Genomic DNA, 16397 nt, shown 5'->3' on the forward strand with positions numbered 1-16397 from the left:
GTCAGTTATCCCTCCCAATCGAATTGATGATGGTCATCGTCACGCCAACGACGGCTAAATAGACGCCGAGGTCGAAGAGAACCGCAGTAGCCAGCTCGGTTTCCCCGAGCAACGGCAGGTTGAAATAACCGAAGGAATGACTTAAGAACGGTGCGTCAAAAGCAAAGGAGCCGATCCCTGTAAGGAGTGCAATCGCAAGTCCAGTGGCCGTAACCTTTCGAAATTCGAAAGGTACGATCTTCCTGGTCATGTCCATGCCGAAAGCCATCGATAACAGAACCAGTGCGGCTGAAGTCATCAGCCCCCCGATAAATCCTCCTCCCGGCTCATGGTGTCCCGAGTTGAACAGGAACCATGAGAAGGTTACGACGATAAAAATAACCACCTTGGATATGGTGCGCAGAATGACATCATTGCTGTTAGGCAAGTATGCCCCTTCATAACGATCCCGTTCACCCAAAATGCCTTCACCCAAATCGATTTTAATCAAGGCATAAATCCCAAGGGATGCTATGCCGAGAACCGTAATTTCAAGCAAGGTATCAAATCCACGGAAGTCCACCAGAATGACGTTGACGATATTTTTACCGCCGGCCAAATGGTAGCTCTCTTTAATGAAGTAATCCGCAATGGAGTCAAAGGTTCTGCCACTGCTCGCAGCCAATGCGATCAAGGTCACGACAGCACCGACGCCTACCGAAATGAGCAAATTTCTCCACTTCAGGCTCATCGGTACCTTCTCCCGCTTCAGCTTCGGAAGATGATAGAAACAGAGCAGGAACAGCATGACCGAAACCGTCTCGACAACCATCTGGGTCAGCGCCAAATCCGGAGCCCGGAACAGAACGAAGAACAAGGTCACCATATAGCCGGCAGCACCGGTTAATATAATCGCCATCAATCGTGTTCGTACGAACGGAAGCACAACGACCGGGATGACCAGACCGAGTATGGCAACGGCCTCATAGAAGGACATCGGTGCGTAGTCCGTCATATCAAATCCAATATGATCGACCAGCAGGAGCCCCCCACCAAGAACGGCTATGAAAAATACAAGGATATAGATCACATAGTGACGGAGTGAACCTGTCATGTAGGTGGAGGTCAGCGATTTACCGCCTCTTTCGAGGACTCGCAATCCCCCGTCATACAGATTGTTCAATGTGAATCGCTTGAAAAGCGTTGTATTCAAGATACGCGCTCTGCCATGAAGCTTATACAGAACGGTACCGAGAACAATGATTCCGATGGTCATGAAAATTTCCGTTGTCCACCCATGCCACATCTCGATATGCACGTGGAAACGATCCTCTGCCACGAGCAGCCCCGGATGAATGGCGGCCATCGCCGGTTCAATGAGTGCATGAGACAGCAGGTTCGGAAACAGCCCGAACACGATGGCCAGCGATGCCAGAATAACCGGGGGAATCAGCATCCCGAGCGGTGCTTCATGCGGCTTCTTCTCCAGTTTTTCAGGCTGGAAGCGTCCGGTGAAGGTTTTGAAGACCAGGATCATGCTGTACAGGAACGTAAACACGCTTGCTATCCAGGCAACGACCGGTATCAGCACCCCCCAGGTCTCGGCATTCCAGAAATTCATGTGAGGCGCTTGAAGGACCGCCGTAAAGAACATTTCTTTACTCAGGAATCCGTTAAACGGAGGCAGACCGGCCATGGAAAATGCACCAATGACAGCCACGGTGAACGTGATTGGCATGAGCGACATCAGACCTCCGAGTTTCCGCAGATCGCGGGTGCCCGTCTCATGATCGACGATACCGACAACCATAAACAAAGCGCCCTTAAATATCGCATGGTTCATCAAATGAAAGATGGCGGCTGTCGTTGCTTTCGTATAGAGCAGCGTGTCCACGCCGCCTCCATAATAAGCTGCGGCAGAGCCCAGACCGAGCAAGCTCATAATCAGCCCCAACTGGCTGATGGTGGAGAATGCCAGCAGTGCTTTTAGGTCCGTCTGCTTGATCGCACGGATCGAAGCGTATATCAGCGTGGTCAAGCCCGTAATCGCTATGATCCAGAACCAGGAAGCTTGCCCGGCAAACACCGGGCTAAAACGGGCCACCAAATAGATTCCGGCCTTGACCATCGTAGCGGAGTGCAGATAAGCACTAACTGGAGTCGGTGCTTCCATCGCATCCGGCAGCCAGATATGGAACGGGAACTGCGCGGATTTGGTGAATGCTCCCAGCAGGATCAGAATCATGGCCGGAATAAACAGCGCGTCTCCCGTAATGCTACCCACATTCGCTACAATCTCCCGCACGCTAAAGGTGCCTGTCATGATAAAAAGGAGAATAAATCCTGCAAACATGGCAAGTCCGCCGAACACGGTAATCAGCATGGATTTTAAAGCTCCGTATCTGGAGCGGTCGCGATGATGCCAGAATGCAATCAGCAGGAATGACGAGATGCTTGTCAGTTCCCAGAAGCCGTACAGCACCATCAGGTTATCGGAGAGCACAACACCAAGCATGGCGCCCATGAACAGAAGCAGATAGATGTAAAATCTATGAACGGCTTCCTTGTTCTTGTCCATGTAGAAGATGGAGTACAGTACAACGAGTGAACCAATACCAGATATTAATAGTGCAAAAATTAAACTTAATCCATCCAAATAAACGGTAAAGTTTATTCCCACGCTTGGAATCCATTCCAGGACAGCTTGAAGCTGTTCACCTCCCTGAATGGTTGGGATAAGTCCCAAGAAATAGGCGAACAGGACAACCGGTACCGGCAAAATCACCCATCCGGTGTGAACACGGCCGATGAGCTTGTAAGTCAACATAACCACAAGCGCTACGATAAAAGGTGCCATAACGGCGATGTGCAGCAAAGACAAAGTCTACTCCTCCTATAGTCCGATTTTTCCTTCATTAGTAGTATTTCCCCATTATTTAGGCATAAGTCCAAAAAAACACAAAAAGAGCCCGCTGTTGGCAGGCTCCTCCAGGTAAAACCATATGGTATTTTTTCGAATCACACTGAAAAACAGTATATCTTGAGATCAAAACTTTGTCAAAGGGTATGTTGGAATGAAAAAGGGACAATCAGGAAATCACTGTATATAAAGGAGTGGTTCCCATGTTGATCAAAAAAGCGGTTGTTTGCGCTTTCATCTTTCTCGCTATTTTAGCAGCCGCCATCGTAACAAATACTCGTACACATCCCAGTTATCAGCAGGAAAACACGTCAACCAGAGTTTATCAAACTCAAGAAACCCCATGGTTCTTACCCCGAGAATACGTAAAAATCATCCGAACATCACCCGAGCCCCTGCCGGATGAGCCCTAATTCACAGACATGCGGCATTTATCCGTGAAACTGAATTTCATTCTTCTCCTTGTTTCGTTTATTTCTTCGAATCACCCACGAAATGATCAGAATGATGGCCAGCACCACGACGATTCCTGCTGCATAATAACCGTACCGGTTAATCAAGGCTCCAATATGATCGACGACCTGATCTCCGACAAACATGCCCAAAGAGAAATAACCGATGGTCCATACAAAGGACGCGGAATACGAATACATCGCAAATCTGCGATACGGCATCCCTTTCATTCCTACCGCATAGGGCGTCACATTGCGCAAGATGGGCAAAAAAGCGCTAATGCATATGGCGTAATTGCCGTATTGGCGGGTCAACCGTTCGGATACATCAAGAAACTGGCGGATTTTCGACTTTTCCTGGGCGCGGTTTAACAGCTTGCTCGCGGTAAAGCGACTAAGCATGTAACCTACCGTCGATCCCGAGCATACACCAAGAAACGTCATGATAAAAGACGGGAACGGCGTTAAAATCTCAGATGCCGCTAACGCTCCGCCCGTCATTGCCACGACTTCATTAGGCACAGGAAGACCGACCAATCCAAGGCACAATACGAGGAATAATGCATAGTGCCCGATCTGTTCAATAAAATCTAATAGCGTATCCACCCCTGTCCCCCTAATCCGTCCCTAGAATAGTATCAGCTTATATGACAACGTAGTTTTCGCAAACGTGCTGCAGGCGAGGATATGAACTGGACCTGAGACCAGTTTTATTATGGATCTGCCATTAGAGATTTTTAAATGCCGATATGAAAGAATCCGGAGCATCCTTCACCGTGTACGAATACACTCCTTGTTGGGTGTGCAAGTATAAGAAACCGCCGCCGTCTCCCATCGGCCGATACGACAGGTCAAAGACCTGCTTGATGGGGAACTCCCGGTATTTCGTTACGATGCGATCCTCGTACAGGAACATCTCCCGCCCCTGCTCTTCCGTTCGTTGTTCGATACCATCCACGACTCGGTTGATTTTGTAGTACGGCTGTACAGCTACCCAATTCACAAGCTCCCTCCTTGCTGTCTTTACAATTTTATTTGGAAGATTGTACTTCCCCCTTCTTCTTTCTTCGGCTCCTGATTCGTTCCAGCAGCTCCAGCGCCCCGATAAATAGTACGAATACAACGAAGAGTGCAATCGCCCGGCCAGGCTCGATCAGACGGGTAATAGACGCAACGATGCCGGTAATGCCTACAATAATAATACCTATTACGGATAGTTTCCAACCTGTTAACATATGTATGCTCCTAAAGTAAACGTAATTGCCACCCATCAAGATCACAGCTGCATGATCAAAAAACGTTAGACACACACGGAATGTATCATAAAGAAGTCCTTATATTCAAGTTATAATCGATTTTCAATTTCAATTGCCAACCCTCGTGACATTTGCAATAATTTACTCAGGAGAGAATGAATAAGCCCACCTCCAAACACTAAAAAGACAGGAGGAACACGGTATGAATTCAACAACCTGGATACTGATTATTCTATTCGTTGCGGTGGATGTATGGATTATTTCTTTTTTCGTGAAACGCTCGTTGCGCAAACACAGCAGCCAGTCACTCCCTAATGGCAATAAGCTTCTACGCGGGAAAATACCCGAACTGCCGCCGATCGTCAAGGCAGGAAGCCCGGCGAGTGAGCTTGTCGGCAAATTGGAGGCTGCGCTGCCCTACACCTATCAGAGCATGCTGAAGCAACGAGTAATGAGTGAGCATCCGAATCTGTCCGAACAGGAGTATGAATGGAGATGGCAGGAGCTTAAACGGTTCTTCATTATGTGCGCCGTGCTGGATCGTGTCCCAATGTTCAGCAAAGACGTGGATGAAGTATGGCATGAAATGTTGATGTATACATACGAGTACCAACAATTCTCGGAACGCTTTCTTGGCAAAATGCTTCACCACGCTCCAAATACCGGAAGCGAGCATATGCCTATTCCGAATGAACGCGCGTGGTTTGATACGGTATATGTACAATTATTCGGTTGGCATGAATACAGCGCCAAGCTATGGGGAGCTTTCTTTCGTGTCCCGCTGCCGCGCGAAGAGCTGGAGGTCTACACTTCCCACCATTTCATCGTGAATCATGGCCAGAAGCGCTTTAATGCCTGGACCTATGAGAAGATCCCTGCAGCGCGTACGACCATCGATGCAATCATTCTGGATCTGCAAGATCGGGTTCGAACTGCCCAGGAGGAGCCGGCGCGTCATGAGAAGCTGGTCAATTTCCGGAATAGCGATGTGCTCCTGGCTGCGGCCGTCTATTTTGCCTGGAACGCACCGGAACAATTTGGTGACCACATGATCCCTGATGAACGTGAGCTTCACAAAAACAGCAGCAGCTCCTCCTGCACGTACGCATCGGCATGCGGATCTGGCGGATCGGATTCGGGCGATGGGTCATCAGGCGATGGATCGGGCGGTTCATCCTGCAGCAGCGGGTCCTCTTGCGGGAGTGGCTGTGGCGGCGGCTGCAGCAGCTAAGTTGCAAACTTAACATGAACATGAGCGCCTGCTTATTAATACATGAACAAAAAGCAGGAACCTGAGATTCAGGCCCCTGCTTTGTTTTATCTTGCGTTCAATCCACGCCCTATACAACTTGGCCTCGTCTTACCTTGATACCGCCAAGCCAGTTGATGTTAAGAGACTTCGTATTTACCCCAAACAAATCCGGATGATCCGACACTTGAAAATGCAAATGAGCTTCGGTTGAATTGCCGGAATTGCCGCATCGACCTATCAGATCGCCTGCTTCGACCTCAGCGCCTTCCTTCACGCATACCGACCCCTTCTTTAAATGTGCATATAGACTATATTCTGAAGTTCCATGATCGATGATGACATAGTTACCGACGGGTTCAGTTTCGTTTGTTATACCCACTGGCTCATTGTCCATGATGTTATTCTCGGTACCCAGCACCTTCCCACGGGCACCAGCAAGAATCTCTTCCCCAAACGCAAAGTAACTCTCATTCTTGTCGGGATCTCCTTTATAAGACATCGCGTTCTCAGTCTTTATGACGTCTATGGCGTACCGCTGGCTTTCCTCTACGTAATGGTAATTATCCACAACATTCTCGCCGCCCCAGAACACATACCATTTTCCGTTAAAAGGAAGTCGGAAAACTGAGTCTGTTTGCTTGGCATCCGATTCAGGAAATCTCACAATAGGCGATAACATAAGCCCTCCAATCGTCCCCTTTTCATCGATCATCGCTTGAATGCCTTTTTGCCCGCTATCATCCAGCCAGTTTATCATTCGGATCCTGTTGAGCGTGTCGTCCATCGTGATATGGAACGCGTTTACGCCTGCTGTGTATTCCTCTGCCATCGCTTCAAATTGTTCGACCGTTACGAGTAAACGTAAATCCTCTCCAAACAGCTCGTACAGCTTGCGGTATTCCCCATTTAACAAGAATCTCGAAACTTCTACCATATTCAAACCTCCTCATGTATGGCAACCCAATATTATCCATAGTATATCTTACGAAATTAACCTGCATCGAAACAAAAACTTAACATTGGTTAAACTTTCAGCTCCCTTAGGTGCATGGGGTCCATGACGAATACGCCGGGATAACAAAACAAACGATCATTGCATACATCTCTAACCAAAACAAAGAAGCGCCTGAACCCATTCATCGATGGTTCAGGCGCTTCTATTCATGATATAAATTGGCATATTAATTGTTAGACGAGAGAACCAAACCGGAACGGGTTTGCGGTCCAACCTTACGCACGGAAACCTGGTTCCGCTCGGCCCAACGCGTAAGACTCCGAATCCCTTCACAATTCTTCTCTTCAAATTTAAAGCAGCAATACATCGGATTCATGTTCTTGTCCTTGAGGTTGATTTGGAATGCGGTTTTATGGCATCCGGAAACCTTGATCTCACGAATCTGGTCGGCATGAATTTCTACGCCATTGATGGTAATCGTATCCGAATTCTCCTGAATATTCACTTCCCGTTTCACCAATCGGGCATACCCTTCAATCGCTAGTGCCGCAACAACAACGACGTTCACCGCCATCTGCATATAGAATAGGACAGGATAAGAATATTCGGTCAAAGTAGCTACTTGAAACAGAATAATGCTAATAACAAAGGAAAACAAAATAACGTCTTTCATTCTCGTAGAGTAATGGATTGCGTATTTCATCATAATCAGCTCCGTTCATTCTGTAAGGGTTTTCATTTAACTCTTACCCTATTATAACACCATTGTACATAATTTTGACACATATCATTCACATTTTTGTCAAAAAATTATTTGCGTCGTTCCATATCCTATGCTTATCCGATGGGTCGCGTGTCGTTCATGGTCTAACTGAACAGAAAAAGGAGCTACCCCTTAAGGGATAGCTCCTGCTGCTTACCTATGTCTTACTTGGTTAACGCCGTATTTCCTTCCTTTCCCCGAAACCGCTTCATCACGACAGATACGGTATCAATAAGGGTAATGACCACAATGATGTAAATGAGGCCGTCCCTGGATCGATCCCAAATTGATTTTACGGTCTCATATGCTTCATCTCCCGGCGTTACGAGACCCGCTTGAACGAGCTGATCCATGAATGTCGGATTCCAGATCGTTATATCGGAGAACAGGATCACCGCAACGATAACAGAAGCGACGTTAAATATGACATGCATGACGGCAAGCTGCGGCGTCCACTTTCTTGTGATTAATTTCATGGCTTCATTGAATATGCTGAAGGCGGTTAGAAGCCAGATCAGCGGCAAATACTTGGCAAAGGCAGTCTGCTCAAACACCGGAATGGCGATCGAGTTTTCATTGAATCGATGAACACCGATCAGGTTAATGGAAAACGTGAACAGGACGAAGAACAGCACGGAAAACAGGATGCCGAGCACCGGCTCGGTCGGTTTAATCCGAGTGGCTGGTTCCGGAATTGCAGGCAAATCCGATGGTTTCCATGGCTCTTTGGAGACATGGCGAGCACCGCGGTATTCGATATAGGCAAAGATAACGGTAACCCAAGCGAACCCGTGGATACCCACGCTCAGCAGTGAGACGAAGTACTCCAGAAGCTGCTCGGCGGTGGGTTCCGGGCTTGTAAAGAAATCAATGATATAGACGATGCCAAGAGCAACGGCTATCGAATACAGAACGATCCTCAGGACGGACCAATAGCTGTCAATCAAACCGGGACCAATGAGATACCTTTCCCTTCCTTTGTATCTGGCTGCCATTTCCCCGGGCGGCCCGAGCTCAAGCAGCACCTGTTCTACAGCTTCAGTGCTTGCGATCTCACCACCAGCGCCCCTGGCTTCCAGCATATCTTCGATGAGTCCATGAAGTTCCTTTTCAATATCGGCCCTTTGCGATTCGGGCAGTTTCTGCGTCACTGCATAAATATACCTGTTAATCAGATCCATTACCTGAGTCCCCCTTGTCATCAACAAGTCCCTCCAGACTTGTCATCATAACCTTCCATTCATGATATAGCTGCCGATATATATCCTTACCTGTCTGACTTATGATGTAATATTTTCTCGGACGAGCCTCATTCGTATCCCACTCGCTATCCAGCAAGCCTTGTTTCTCCAACCGCCGCAGCAAGGGATACAGGGTACCCGCTTCCACGCTGATCCCCTTCTCCTGCAGTATGGTCACCAATGAATATCCATACTGAGGTTCCGACAATTGGCTGAGGACACCAAGAATGATGGTTCCTCGCCGAAGCTCCTGCACCAAACTGTGCAGAATGTCTTGATCCTCTGACATATCATCAACTCCTGGAAATTATTATACTGTATGCCACACACTAATGTATATAGTCGAATAATAATTATTTAAAATTCTTGTTGCAAGGCTCCTGAACCAGACAGCAGGCCACATTAAAGCCTACCCTTTCATGTAAAAAAGGTTATCCTACGACCGGGACTGTCCCAGGTCATAAGATAACCTTCTTACTTGCTCTCATCTCATTTAACATTTCCAGCGATGTGTTCCGCGTCAATCCTGCCGCTTTTCGAAAAACTATACGATCTCCTGCGCTTCCTTGCCAAGCAATCCCAACATACGAAGGCCGTACTGTATACCATCTTGATCAACATCCCGGGTTATATATCTGGCCGCCTGCTTGACAATCTCCGGCGCATTGCCCATCGCCACACCGTAACCCACGTATGACAGCATCTCCAGATCATTCAGATAATCGCCAAATGCGATGCTATCTTCCAAATCGATCTGAAGCAGCTGAATCAATTGTTTGATCCCTCCGGCTTTGGAGCCGCCAGCCGGCAACACATCGATTCCATAAGGGCCCCATCGAACGAAATCGAACCGACCTTCGAATCTCTTCACGTAAGCAGCTTCCTCTTCCTCCGTGCAGAATACAATAGCCTGATAAATATCTCTGCCCAAGTAATATTCGGGATCATATTCCGGGATCGTGAGTTTCAGTTCCCCCCAGCTTGAATCGATATGAACATGCTGAGTTACGTTCATCTTCATGGCCTCACTGCCGGCATATATGATCGGATGATCAAGCTCCACGGCCTGCTCTGTCAGCTGCTGCAAGGCGTCTTGTGCTAATGGATTTCCATATATCGGTTTGCCTTCATGAACCACATACTGACCGTTCAAACAAACATAAGAATTGATACCGAGCTCTTCCCGCAGCTCTTCAAAATGATAAGGAGCGCGTCCTGTCGCTATGGCGACGATGTGCCCGGCTTCCTTTAACTCACGAATGGACTCCTTGGTTGTAGCTGGAACCTTCTTTTCATGATCCAGCAGCGTCCCGTCAATATCAAAAAATATGATTTTCTTATTCAATGAAACTCGCCCCTCTTCCGTATATTCTTGCCAGTAACCATATTGTAAATGATGAAAAGCATTTCAGAGCAAGCCATTATTTCTGCAAGGTCGATCGGACGCTTCCCGATCATGCATAAAAACCGCGCCGGAGCGCGGTCTTTATGATATCAAAAATCGAATAAATATAAATAATTATTTCGCTTCCGAGCGAACCTCATCGAGCATTTTATCATTGAATCCGAACAACCAAGTCAACACAAAAGTTAGAGCCATCGCTGTTAAGTTGCACAAAATGTAAAGTGGAATCTGACTGTTCAAGTATAAGAGCGTACCGGGAATAACGGTAATCGCCATACCCGTAGCCTCAAGCTGGAAGATGGAAGCCATGAAACCGCCCACGCCACCGCCGATCAGGGCGATAACGAACGGTCTGACGTAACGGAGGTTGACCCCGAAGATCGCCGGTTCCGAAATTCCCAGCATGGCCGAGAATGCGGATGGCAGCGATAATGCCTTTAGTTTTTTGTTTCTCGTCTTGAGTCCGACAGCCAGACAAGCTGCGCCTTGAGCTGCCATGGCGCTTGTCACGATCGCATTAAACGGATTGCTTCCTGTCTTTTCGAGAAGCTGAATTTCAAGAAAATTAAAAATATGATGCACGCCGGTGACCACAATAATCTGATTGAAGAAGCCGATCACAAGACCCGCAATGCCGAACGGCAATTCCAGCAAGAAGGTGGTCACGTTCATGACTACCTCTTCCAGAGAGTGGAACACGGGTCCGATTGCGAACAGACCAAGGATGATCATAACGAGCAGGGTTAAAAATGGCGTAACGATCAAATCAATCGCTTCAGGAATACGCTTTCTCAAAAATCTCTCGAATTTCGCGCCCAGCAGTCCGATGAAGAAGGCTGGCAGGACCGAACCCTGATATCCGACAACCGGAATGAAATCGAAGAGCATGAGTGCTTCGGCCGAACCGTTCGCCACGCTATATGCGTTGGGAAGAGCCGGGTTAACCAGCATCAAACCCAGCACGATACCAAGCACGGGGCTGCCTCCGAACACCCGGAATGCGGACCATGCCACCAATGCTGGCAAGAAAGCAAAAGCCGTATCCGTCAGTACCTGGGTGAAAAGCAGAAAATTAGGCGAAATATCGTCGGGCGTCGCTCCAAACCAGGCGAGGACGGTTTCTTGCGTCAATAATCCCCGTAATCCCATGAATAAACCTGTGGCGACTAATATCGGGATAATCGGCACAAAGACATCACCGAACGTGCGAATCGCCCGCTGAAACGGATTTCCTGATTTTTTCGCCTCGGATTTCAACTCATCCTTGCTTGTGCTCTCAAGCCCAAGCGATTCTACCGCTTCAAAAATCTGATTAACGGTTCCTGTTCCGAAAATGATTTGATATTGGCCGGAGTTAAAAAAAGCGCCTTTAACCTTATCGATATTCTCGACCTTCTTCTGGTCTATCTTCTTCTGATCGTGAACCATAATTCGGAGTCTCGTAGCACAGTGGGCAAAGGAAGCGATGTTCTCCCTGCCACCGATGGCTTCCACTACCTGCTTTGCAATTTTCCTATGATCTGCTGCCATGTTCATTCATCCCCTTCTATATCTTTTACGGCTTGGGCAAGATCCCACTTCGTGACCTTCAAGCCAGTGCTGCCGTTTTTTGCGAAAAATCGAATATGACGGCTGTCCTGCTTTGGAAATATCCGACTCGTAAACACTTCTTCGCCATCATTGACGAACACTTCTGCCGAAGAAATATCCACAAAGAGATGAAATTTGATTGAGTTTACTTTGGCATGCAGCATACAGGTACGTGTCGTTCCGTAATCACTCACAATCGTTGCACCCGATGATGAGCGATCTAGCGTAACCTTTTGCCTGACGGCGTCATACCAGATGACGGTCCGCTCCGTTTCGCCAGCTCGAAATTCAATGCCAACAACGTCCGCTTCGATCCCATGAAACTCACATGTCATCTCGAATACGGTTCCCTCAACCCCTGCATAACTCTTCACTTCGCTGTAAAGCGTATCCGCTGCTTCCATAGCTGTCGTCTCACGAAGAAGTTCCAACTCGGGGACAGGCAGCTGAATCAGCTTACCCTCACGAAACGAGAGCGTACGTGGAAGCGTCAAACAATGCGCCCAGCCATGCGAGTCGGTTGGATAGACGACCTCCGGCAAGCCCATCCAGCCTACCATGATGCGCCGGTCTTTCTCATCCACCATGGTCTGTGGTGCGTAGAAATCAAAACCTCTGTCCAGTTCGTAAAAGGAGCCGTGTTCAAACTCCAGCGTCCCCCGATCCAGAGGCTTGCCCGCGATGTAGCCAGATTGGTAAACGTTCCGGAATTCGTCGCCTTGCGGACTCAGCCCCTGCGGCGAAAACAGCAGCACGCCCTGTCCTTCCAGTTCAAAATAATCGGGGCATTCCCACATATAGCCGAAATGTTCAAGACGGGTCTGGATTTCCCCTTTGCATGACCAATCCAGCAAATCCGGTGATTCATACACGACAGCCGTTCCTGTTTGATCGTCCCTTTGGGCGCCGATGACGAACCGGAACAGGTCTTCGTCTTTCCATACCTTCGGATCCCGGAAATGCTCGGTATATCCGTCCGGCACACGGTCAATCAGCGGCTTATCGAGCTTCGTGATGGTGCCAACACGGTCCATCACGGCCATGCATTGATAAGAATGCCTGTTCCATTCCTCATCCCGGGTATTCCCGGTATACATCAGATACAGTTTGTCGTCTTTCACGATCCCGCTTCCCGAATAGGCGCCATATGCATCATGCGAGTACCCGGGCTCAATGGCGATGCCTTTGTTTTGCCAGTGCACCAAGTCCGTGGAGGAGGTATGGTACCAGTATTTCAGGCCGTGAAACGTGCCCAGAGGAAACCATTGATAAAACAAGTGGTATTTCCCGTTATAATAAGAAAATCCGTTGGGGTCATTCAGCAAGCCCATGATGGGCTGTACGTGAAACCTCTGCCTCCATTCGCTGCGTTTTGCTTGCTCCTTCAAGGAGGCAATCTCTTCAGGAGAGGCCTGATCCAGGCGTCGGTATCTCCGTTCTCTGTCCATGTCTCTTCTCCTTGTATATAGGCTTTCTCAAAAAACAAACTGATCATGCTATGCGTGAACATCAGCCTAACCCATTTATAACGGAACCGGTTCCAATCAGGGTTAAAAATAATGAACTCAGCTCCAATACCAAGCAAAAGCAGTATTGGAACCGGTTCCTTTTTTCCAGTATAAAATACCTATTTTAGATTGTCAACGCTTTCCCGATGAATCATATCGCAATTCATGACCGTCAGGAAATCCACAGGCTCGTCGTTGACCAGCTTTATGATATGCTGAGCGGCGAGGTGGCCCGCTTGGGAATATCCATATTTAACCGTTGTCAATCCGGGATGAATTACCTCGGTAACGTCGTATCCGCCAAATCCGGTAACGGAGAGTTCGTTGGGGATCTGGATGCCCTTCATATGAGCCGCTTTCATAACGCCTAACGCGATGTTGTCGGTAGCGCAGACCATTGCAGTTGGCAGCGTTCGGTTCAACTCAAAAATGGACAATGCGGTCTTTACACCATCCGACATCTTAAACCCACTCTCATAGAGAACCGCCTCCACCTCGTCATACTCGCTTAACGCCTTCAGAAACCCTTCCTTCCGCTGAACTCCGACAGCAACGTCTTTTTCCGTCACGCCGATATAAGATATATGACGGTGTCCCATGGACAGCACATATCGGCCCATGTCATAACCTGCGGCATAGTCGTTATATATCATGCTGTGGACATCCTTATGCTGTTGTCCGAGCAGGATGACGGGGATGCCGATCTCTTTAATCGCGGCAAGATGCGTTTCCGTCACCTGAGTGGCGAATAAAATAATGCCAGATATTTTTTGTCTGGCGAGATCATACAGCGCTTCAATCTCCCTGGATAAGTCCTGGCTTGCATTAATAATGAGAAGCTGATAACCGTGTTTCCTTAATTCTTCATCCATGCCGGCAACGGTCTGCGATGCTGAGAATGAATCCAGACGCGGCACAATGGTGCCGATCATGCTGGTTTTTTTCGCTTTCAAGCTCTGTGCGAACGAATTCGGAATATAGCCGGTTTCCTGAATGACCAGCTCTATCTTACGGCGTGTTGCATTACTGACAGAACCTCCGTTTAAGAAACGGGAGACCGTGCTTTTGGCAACTCCGGCTTTTTTGGCAATATCTGCAATCGTGTTCTTCATTCGGTGCTCCCGGGAGCCGCTTGCGGCGCTGCAACGAACAGATTATCCTCCACAGCTCCTTGCTCCGCAGCACAACTGGAAATGAGTTGTTTGTGCATGAATCTCTCCCCTTCGATTTTGCTTTTTCCTAACTATACCATGACTTCCAGGGATCCGTGAAATGCAGACTCCACCCCGAGCATTTGATGGGCAATACTTTTCTGCGTTCCAGATTCTAGCGAGGAACGAAGCGATTCAAAGGGGGATTCTTCATGCAAATCCCCTTTCGGGACGCGCAAATGGACCGTGCCTTATCCCGTTATTACATGGTTACTGTTAACCTTGCACGGTTCGCTCAGCCGATTCGACGGTATGCTTCAGCAATGTAGCAATCGTAACGGGGCCAACACCGGCAGGTACTGGTGTAATTGCGGATGCCAACTTCGCGCAGGCATCGTAATCGCAGTCGCCGATATTGCCTGGATTATAGCCGGCATCCAATACGACGGCTCCCGGCTTGATCCAGTCCCCTTGAATCAAATTAGGCTTGCCTACGGCCGCAACCACGATATCTCCCTGGGACACAATCTCCCCAAGGTTCTTCGTTCTCGAGTGGCAGATCGTAACGGTAGCATTGCGATTAAGCAGATTCATCGATACCGGCTTACCCAGAATCGGACTGCGTCCGACCACCACGGCATGCTTCCCTTCGATCGGCAGATCATAATAATCCATAATCGCAATAATCGCAGCAGGCGTACAAGACGGATAATCGGCAAAACCAAACGCATTTTGCGAGAAACCGAGCGTGGTTACTCCATCCACGTCTTTTTTAATGTCAATGGCATCAAAGGCTGCCCGTTCATCGATATGATGCGGTACCGGATGCTGCAGCAGAATACCGTGGACATTCGGATCCTCGTTCAGCTCTTGAATCGCAGCAATCAGCTCCTCGGTCGTTGTCGATGTCTCCAGTACCACTTTTTTGGATATGATGCCAAGCCGCTCGCAAGCATTTCCCTTCATCCGCACATAGGTCGCCGAAGCAGGATCATCGCCAACCAGAATCGTTGCCAGACAAGGCGTTACCCCCTGCAACTTCAATTCCTGTACCTTTACAGCCAGCTTGGTCTTGATATCGTCGGATACCTTTTTTCCATCTAAAATTACGGGTTCCTTACTCATGCTAATCCGCTCCTTCGCCATTGTATTAAAAAACATAAAGAGGCAAGGCGACTGATCGTCTCCTTACCTCTTGCCCAGGCGTACGGCATATGATCCTATGTGCTCCCTCTTGGTACCCCAAGCTACGCCAGTAACACATAGATAACTTTTTTTAATATACCACGACTTTGGACATCGCGCTACCGGGTATGAAGCCGACCGCTTTAAATCACAATCTCTTTGATTCATTTGCGGGAAGCACACATGATTCTGATTAGTCTCTCGGATAATTCACTTCCATAATGTCCATAAAAGGAACCTTCGTAATAACGCCATTCTGTTTCATATGTACCTTCCCTGTTCGGGAGTCCATTTGATCGATTTGCCCGCGGACCGCCTCTTCTCTTCCCCAGACCGTCAGCACGATAACCGATTCCTCCTGGTAAGCTTCCGTAAGCTGATTTCCGAGTTCTTCCAGTACAAACTCATCTCTAGTGGGTCTCTTTGGAACCTTTGCTTTTGCCATTTCCTTGTCCTCCTGATTGATGTTGCTCATGCGTCAGCATTACATTCTGAAATACGTTAAAGCTATCATCGAAACATGAATTGGGAATCTTCTTCCTATTCTTCCTATTATACAACAAATACAAAACAGGTGCTCTGGACTTGATAGGTATAAGTTCTGGACAGATAAATAGATTGACCACATCATTAAATGATTTTTTTAAACCCCGTCCTTCTGAAGGGCGCTTTCTAAACAGGGTAATAACTTTTCCTGCAATTGAGTTTTTAAATGATGAATTTCTGCATATTCCCCTGCT

16 protein-coding genes and 1 riboswitch are annotated in these 16397 nt (G+C 48.0%); of the genes, 2 read left to right on the forward strand and 14 right to left on the reverse strand.

Annotated features, from left to right (window positions below; all coding sequences use genetic code 11):
- Position 1: 1 nt before the first annotated feature.
- The gene (locus tag ACOZB4_RS09335; protein ID WP_379404267.1) at positions 2–2860 is read right to left on the reverse strand and encodes a Na+/H+ antiporter subunit A; all 2859 of its coding nucleotides are present in this window, start codon (positions 2858–2860) and stop codon (positions 2–4) included.
- A gap of 242 nt (positions 2861–3102) precedes the next feature.
- On the opposite strand from ACOZB4_RS09335, the gene ACOZB4_RS09340 reads away from it, so the two are divergent.
- Entirely contained in the window at positions 3103–3312 is a 210-nt protein-coding gene (locus tag ACOZB4_RS09340) for a hypothetical protein (protein WP_339265844.1), read from the forward strand.
- Between the two features lie 18 nt (positions 3313–3330).
- On the opposite strand, the gene ACOZB4_RS09345 is transcribed toward ACOZB4_RS09340, so the two are convergent.
- From ACOZB4_RS09345 to ACOZB4_RS09355, 3 genes are all read right to left on the reverse strand, one after another.
- Complete coding sequence (locus ACOZB4_RS09345; RefSeq protein ID WP_379404269.1) at positions 3331–3957, reverse strand: DedA family protein; 627 nt, start codon at positions 3955–3957, stop codon at positions 3331–3333.
- A gap of 121 nt (positions 3958–4078) precedes the next feature.
- Positions 4079–4354: a hypothetical protein gene (locus ACOZB4_RS09350; protein WP_379404271.1), complete on the reverse strand. Its 276-nt coding sequence runs from the start codon at positions 4352–4354 to the stop codon at positions 4079–4081.
- Positions 4355–4382: 28 nt separating this feature from the next.
- Positions 4383–4586, reverse strand: a complete 204-nt coding sequence (locus ACOZB4_RS09355) for a hypothetical protein (RefSeq protein ID WP_379404273.1) — start codon at positions 4584–4586, stop codon at positions 4383–4385.
- Between the two features lie 223 nt (positions 4587–4809).
- Here ACOZB4_RS09355 and ACOZB4_RS09360 point away from each other — a divergent pair, with 223 nt between their 5' ends.
- Positions 4810–5838: a hypothetical protein gene (locus tag ACOZB4_RS09360; RefSeq protein WP_379404275.1), complete on the forward strand. Its 1029-nt coding sequence runs from the start codon at positions 4810–4812 to the stop codon at positions 5836–5838.
- Positions 5839–5947: 109 nt separating this feature from the next.
- On the opposite strand, the gene ACOZB4_RS09365 is transcribed toward ACOZB4_RS09360, so the two are convergent.
- The 10 genes from ACOZB4_RS09365 to ACOZB4_RS09410 form a co-directional block, all read right to left on the reverse strand.
- A complete protein-coding gene (locus ACOZB4_RS09365; protein ID WP_379404277.1) occupies positions 5948–6793 on the reverse strand; it encodes a M23 family metallopeptidase in 846 nt (281 codons plus the stop codon).
- A 247-nt stretch (positions 6794–7040) separates the two neighbouring features.
- The gene (locus ACOZB4_RS09370) at positions 7041–7517 is read right to left on the reverse strand and encodes a hypothetical protein (protein WP_422759534.1); all 477 of its coding nucleotides are present in this window, start codon (positions 7515–7517) and stop codon (positions 7041–7043) included.
- Between the two features lie 224 nt (positions 7518–7741).
- Complete coding sequence (locus ACOZB4_RS09375; protein WP_379404283.1) at positions 7742–8758, reverse strand: hypothetical protein; 1017 nt, start codon at positions 8756–8758, stop codon at positions 7742–7744.
- A complete protein-coding gene (locus ACOZB4_RS09380; protein WP_076321959.1) occupies positions 8745–9107 on the reverse strand; it encodes a PadR family transcriptional regulator in 363 nt (120 codons plus the stop codon). The genes ACOZB4_RS09375 and ACOZB4_RS09380 overlap by 14 nt, the downstream gene beginning before the upstream one ends.
- 255 nt (positions 9108–9362) lie before the next feature.
- Complete coding sequence (locus ACOZB4_RS09385; RefSeq protein ID WP_379404285.1) at positions 9363–10163, reverse strand: Cof-type HAD-IIB family hydrolase; 801 nt, start codon at positions 10161–10163, stop codon at positions 9363–9365.
- Between the two features lie 174 nt (positions 10164–10337).
- On the reverse strand, positions 10338–11759 hold the full coding sequence (locus tag ACOZB4_RS09390) for a sucrose-specific PTS transporter subunit IIBC (RefSeq protein ID WP_379404288.1): 1422 nt from the start codon (positions 11757–11759) through the stop codon (positions 10338–10340).
- On the reverse strand, positions 11756–13261 hold the full coding sequence (locus ACOZB4_RS09395) for a glycoside hydrolase family 32 protein (protein WP_379404290.1): 1506 nt from the start codon (positions 13259–13261) through the stop codon (positions 11756–11758). Before ACOZB4_RS09395 ends, ACOZB4_RS09390 begins: the two co-directional genes overlap by 4 nt.
- Positions 13262–13440: 179 nt before the next feature.
- The gene (locus ACOZB4_RS09400) at positions 13441–14433 is read right to left on the reverse strand and encodes a LacI family DNA-binding transcriptional regulator (protein WP_379404292.1); all 993 of its coding nucleotides are present in this window, start codon (positions 14431–14433) and stop codon (positions 13441–13443) included.
- A 315-nt stretch (positions 14434–14748) separates the two neighbouring features.
- Entirely contained in the window at positions 14749–15597 is an 849-nt protein-coding gene (locus ACOZB4_RS09405; protein WP_379404294.1) for a bifunctional 5,10-methylenetetrahydrofolate dehydrogenase/5,10-methenyltetrahydrofolate cyclohydrolase, read from the reverse strand.
- A 65-nt stretch (positions 15598–15662) separates the two neighbouring features.
- Positions 15663–15742, reverse strand: a riboswitch (ZMP/ZTP riboswitch).
- Between the two features lie 108 nt (positions 15743–15850).
- Positions 15851–16102 (reverse strand): YolD-like family protein, encoded by a 252-nt coding sequence (locus ACOZB4_RS09410; protein WP_076321967.1) that lies wholly within the window; start codon positions 16100–16102, stop codon positions 15851–15853.
- Positions 16103–16397: the final 295 nt, after the last annotated feature.

The organism is Paenibacillus sp. NPDC058898 (assembly GCF_049316025.1).
Taxonomy (GTDB): Bacteria; Bacillota; Bacilli; order Paenibacillales; family Paenibacillaceae; genus Paenibacillus_AQ.

Bases quoted from the DNA above. Each gene is read 5' to 3' on its own strand.
- ACOZB4_RS09340 (WP_339265844.1), top strand. From the start codon at position 3,103: ATGTTGATCAAAAAAGCGGTTGTTTGCGCTTTCATCTTTCTCGCTATT.
- ACOZB4_RS09355 (WP_379404273.1), bottom strand. From the start codon at position 4,586: ATGTTAACAGGTTGGAAACTATCCGTAATAGGTATTATTATTGTAGGC.
- ACOZB4_RS09360 (WP_379404275.1), top strand. From the start codon at position 4,810: ATGAATTCAACAACCTGGATACTGATTATTCTATTCGTTGCGGTGGAT.
- ACOZB4_RS09365 (WP_379404277.1), bottom strand. From the start codon at position 6,793: ATGGTAGAAGTTTCGAGATTCTTGTTAAATGGGGAATACCGCAAGCTG.
- ACOZB4_RS09370 (WP_422759534.1), bottom strand. From the start codon at position 7,517: ATGAAATACGCAATCCATTACTCTACGAGAATGAAAGACGTTATTTTG.
- ACOZB4_RS09375 (WP_379404283.1), bottom strand. From the start codon at position 8,758: ATGGATCTGATTAACAGGTATATTTATGCAGTGACGCAGAAACTGCCC.
- ACOZB4_RS09380 (WP_076321959.1), bottom strand. From the start codon at position 9,107: ATGTCAGAGGATCAAGACATTCTGCACAGTTTGGTGCAGGAGCTTCGG.
- ACOZB4_RS09390 (WP_379404288.1), bottom strand. From the start codon at position 11,759: ATGAACATGGCAGCAGATCATAGGAAAATTGCAAAGCAGGTAGTGGAA.
- ACOZB4_RS09395 (WP_379404290.1), bottom strand. From the start codon at position 13,261: ATGGACAGAGAACGGAGATACCGACGCCTGGATCAGGCCTCTCCTGAA.
- ACOZB4_RS09400 (WP_379404292.1), bottom strand. From the start codon at position 14,433: ATGAAGAACACGATTGCAGATATTGCCAAAAAAGCCGGAGTTGCCAAA.
- ACOZB4_RS09405 (WP_379404294.1), bottom strand. From the start codon at position 15,597: ATGAGTAAGGAACCCGTAATTTTAGATGGAAAAAAGGTATCCGACGAT.
- ACOZB4_RS09410 (WP_076321967.1), bottom strand. From the start codon at position 16,102: ATGGCAAAAGCAAAGGTTCCAAAGAGACCCACTAGAGATGAGTTTGTA.